Below are 3,969 nucleotides of genomic sequence, written 5' to 3' on the forward strand. Positions count from 1 at the left end.
GGACAGGTCAATCACAGGCAACGTCTGGCCACGCAGGTTGACCACGCCACAGACGAACGGATGGCGCTGCGGCATCAGTGTCAGCTTGGGCAGTTGCAGCACTTCCTGCACTTTAAAGACGTTGATCGCAAACAATTGTCGGCCGGCCAGGCGAAACATGAGAATTTCCAGGCGATTCTCACCTACCAGTTGCGTGCGTTGGTCTACAGTATCGAGAATGCCGGCCATCAATAACTCCTGGGCTTGTTCTGGTGAATTCATTAAAGGGAGTTATCGGCAGTAATTGCCAGATCTTGACCTTGTGACAAAATGCTACTCCCGAGCATTGATGCCACATTAGCATCATGGTTTACTGCAAGCCCCGATTCATCTGCTTCACTCCCCCTGCAGCGCGACCACAGTGCGCACATAATGTTCCCCTGTCTAAGGGATTCCCCTAGTTACAGTCAGGCCCAACCTGATATTCGCAATATCCAATAGCCATTAATGTGACGCCATTCTCATTGCATGAACGGAGTCAGGCTTTTGTGTGTGATCGCAGGAAAGTGGTCTTCCACCCTTTCAATCTTCCCAGCCTGGGCTCAGTCCTGCTGGAGCGCGATCTCACGCAGGCATGACAGCGTCGGGACGTTGGACGTCCTCGTCGACATACGTGACATCCCCTCATTTGACATGACGTTGTGGAGGTAAGCATGCCGAACAAACCCCAACAGTGGGCTCAGCGTTTACCGGAGTTTCTTGTCGAGGCAGAAACCCTACTGGCCAAATCGGAGGAGTGCCTGAGCCACCTGCAATTGATCAGCAATGACAACGACGCAATCGATTGCATGCTCAGCAGTCTGCTCAAATTGGCGAGCCGGGCCGATGCCCTGGCGCTGGAAGCCGTGTCCGAGTTTTCTCTGCATATTCATGGTTTGCTGAACCACACCCATAACCAGATCGACCTGCACGATCAAGCACTGGGGGCGCTGAAAGAGTGTTTCACGTTGATGGCCTGGCAACTTGAACTCATCGATCAAACCACCGGTCAACTCAGTCTGGATGACACTGAGCAGACTTCCTTGATCGAAGCCTTTGCGTTCCAGGTCGGACTCAGTCCATTTCAGTTTCCGGTTAAATCCAAACCGTTTACGCTCGATTCCTATTCGAAACGGCAGGCGTAAATAGACAACTACGCTGTGCCAAGTCTTATTGCCATGACAGCGCTCTATAACTGAGCGCGCTCATGTCGCAATTGAATTGCCTCATATCTGTTAACGACACTTCGATACTAATCATTACAATTGCGTAATGTTTTTCCATTTTGACCTGGCATCCAACCTTCCTACTTTATGGTCATATATACCAAACGCGACCAACGGTATTTCAAGTGGTATTATGCCGACCATTAGTTGACGCCAATTATTGGTCAAGTGAGATCGAATGAGAGCAGTCGGACAAAGCCTGTAGTTTCACCACTGCACCGTACTCTGCTCAAGACGAGTCACTATAGATTTTCAGACAGAGGCCCGTCAGCCCTATGGCCGGTCTGCCCGCCGCGAACATTCATTGGCTCCATCCGCTATGTACGCCAGCCTCAAGTCAGTCATCCCATCGCTACCTTCCCAGAAAAACGCGCGCTGTTTCACGTTGTTACTGTTCTCCTGTTCAGCCCTTGRCAGCCTACTGGTCTACTGTCTGTCCGTTCCTCTTCCGCTGAGCGTGCTGGTGCTCAATATCGCGGCGCTGGCCTGCGTCTGGGTGCAACATCGTCTCTCGAGCACGTCGATAAAATTCGAGCCGCAGGAGCTGGCGGACCGACTGTTGGAAGTTCAGGAAAATGAACGCCATCGGCTCAGTAGAGAACTGCATGACRATATTGGCCAGTTGCTGACGGCCGCAAAACTTCAAAGTGAATGGATCAAACGGCGGATGCCTGAAGAAATGCAAGACCAGTGCTCAGTGCTCTGCGACACACTGGAAGAAACCCTGGTCAAGGTTCGCGACGTCTCGGCCATCCTTAATCCCAGGCAATTGGCGAGCCTCGGACTGGAGGCCAGTCTGCGTGCTCATCTGCTCAAGAACCTGGCCAATACATCAATGCACTGGAGCCTGGAATGCCACCAACGCTTGACCGGTATACCGGAGGAGTTGGCGGTGGCAGCGTTTCGAATCAGCCAGGAAGCAGTGACCAATATTCTGCGTCATGCCGAAGCGAAAAATCTGCTGGTCCGCCTGCAACGCATGCCCAAAGGCCTGGCACTATCAATCAGCGACGACGGCCAGGGTTTCGCACCCGCGCCTGACCCCGGTCGAGAAGGACAGCGCGGGATGGCCGGGATGCAGGAACGGATCGATCAGATGGGCGGGACTTTGGTCGTGACCAGCGAGCCAGGCAAAGGCACTCAAATCGAAGCACTCTTCCCTTGGGCGCCCCGCGCGCTTGAACGGGCCAGTAYGAATAAGGTTTTACATTGACTTGTAACTTGCTTCTGGTGGATGACCACTCACTGATCAGGGCTGGCGTGCGCGCACTGGTTCTGGATATTCCGGGTTATGCGGTCATTGGCGAGGCCAATGACGGCTCGCAGTTACTCGAAATGGTCGAAACACTTTCCCCTGACATTATTGTGCTGGATATCTCCATGAAGGAGACCGGTGGCCTTGAGGCCTTGCAGCGACTCAAGCGGGTGCGCCCGCAAAGCAAGGTGCTGATCCTGTCGATGCACACTGATCCCGCACTCATCATGCAAGCGCTTGAGTCCGGCGCTCATGGCTATTTACTCAAAGACACCACGGCCACCGAGCTGGAACATGCTCTGGATGCCTTGCGCAATAACGAACGCTACTTGAGCCCTGCCATCGCCCACACAGTCATCAATCAGGCGTTGATTCGCAACCAGAAACAGCAGCCGGGAACGCCCGATTCACATAATCTGACGGCACGGCAACTGGAAATCCTGCGACTGATTGTTCGTGGAAAATCCACTCGGGAAATCGCCAATGGCCTGGGCCTTAGCATCAAGACCGTTGAAACCCACCGCTCGCAGATAATGAAACGCCTGCAGATCTTCGACGTGGCCGGTCTGGTCCTGTTTGCCGTACGCGAACAAATCATCAGTCTGGACGATTAACTGACAGCGACGCACTCAACAGCGGTGAGTTGTCCGGCAAATGCACGCGCAACGCCGCGGGGCGCGCAGAAAAACGCAGGCTATCACCCTCCAGAGGTTCGCCATCAAGGTTGATGTGCAGACCTTCCGAGACCTTGATCTCCACCCAGGGCAAACGGGCGCGCACAAACATGTTGTCGATGCCAAAACCATCGGCAAGCAGGTTTTTCAAGGTTCCGACCACTTCCTGCGGTGCCGGTAAAATGCTGATGTCCAACAGACCATCGTCAATCAGCGCCTCCGGGCATAGCACATGCCCGCCTCCCGCCTGCCGACCATTGCCAATGCCAAGTGCCAATAGCTCGCCGCGCCAATAAAAGTCCGGGCCCTGCAACTCGCCGTAAGCCGCGTGCAACTCGCTGAAACGTGACAGACCGGTAAACAGATACGCTGCACCGCCGAGGACTTTTTTCAAATCTTCCGACGTATTGGCCGTGACCTGACTGCCGAAGCCGCCTGTGGCCATATTCAGAAAGACCTGCCCTCCAACGTCCCCCAGATCGATAGCGTGCGGCACAGTATCCAGAAGGTCCAGGGCCAGAGCCGGTATTATTGGCACACCCGCTGCGCGAGCAAAATCGTTGGCTGTGCCCAATGGCATCAAGACCAGGCTCGCCTGATTCGGGTGCGCGGCTATGGCCTCGGCAATATCGCGCAATGTGCCATCACCGCCACCGGCAATCAGTTGCGTATAGCCTGCGCTCAACGCTTCTTCCACCCACCGCTGCGCGTCTCCCGTCTCCCAGGTCAGTCGGACTGCCAGCTCCCAACCCTGCTTGCGCTTACCTTCGATGGCCGCGCGGACCTCCTCGTTGAG

The 3,969-nt window shown here is 54.8% G+C and carries 5 protein-coding genes; 3 read left to right on the forward strand and 2 right to left on the reverse strand.

Annotated features, from left to right (window positions below; all coding sequences use genetic code 11):
• Positions 1–228: chemotaxis protein CheW (locus AC1DSG_RS28590; RefSeq protein WP_477793873.1), on the reverse strand; the 228-nt coding region annotated here is incomplete at its 3' end.
• A 464-nt stretch (positions 229–692) separates the two neighbouring features.
• On the opposite strand from AC1DSG_RS28590, the gene AC1DSG_RS28595 reads away from it, so the two are divergent.
• The 3 genes from AC1DSG_RS28595 to AC1DSG_RS28605 all read left to right on the forward strand — a co-directional run bounded on the left by AC1DSG_RS28595 (position 693) and on the right by AC1DSG_RS28605 (position 3,113).
• Positions 693–1,163, forward strand: a complete 471-nt coding sequence (locus tag AC1DSG_RS28595; protein ID WP_477793874.1) for a hypothetical protein — start codon at positions 693–695, stop codon at positions 1,161–1,163.
• Positions 1,164–1,563: 400 nt separating this feature from the next.
• Positions 1,564–2,457, forward strand: coding sequence for a sensor histidine kinase (locus tag AC1DSG_RS28600; protein ID WP_477793877.1), 894 nt, complete (start codon positions 1,564–1,566; stop codon positions 2,455–2,457).
• A complete protein-coding gene (locus AC1DSG_RS28605) occupies positions 2,454–3,113 on the forward strand; it encodes a response regulator transcription factor (RefSeq protein WP_477793875.1) in 660 nt (219 codons plus the stop codon). The genes AC1DSG_RS28600 and AC1DSG_RS28605 overlap by 4 nt, the downstream gene beginning before the upstream one ends.
• Here the strand turns inward: AC1DSG_RS28605 and yegS are convergent.
• The coding region (gene yegS / locus AC1DSG_RS28610; protein WP_477793876.1) for a lipid kinase YegS at positions 3,097–3,969 on the reverse strand (873 nt) is incomplete at its 5' end. The genes AC1DSG_RS28605 and yegS overlap by 17 nt on opposite strands.

This window comes from Pseudomonas sp. P5_A12, assembly GCF_056400685.1.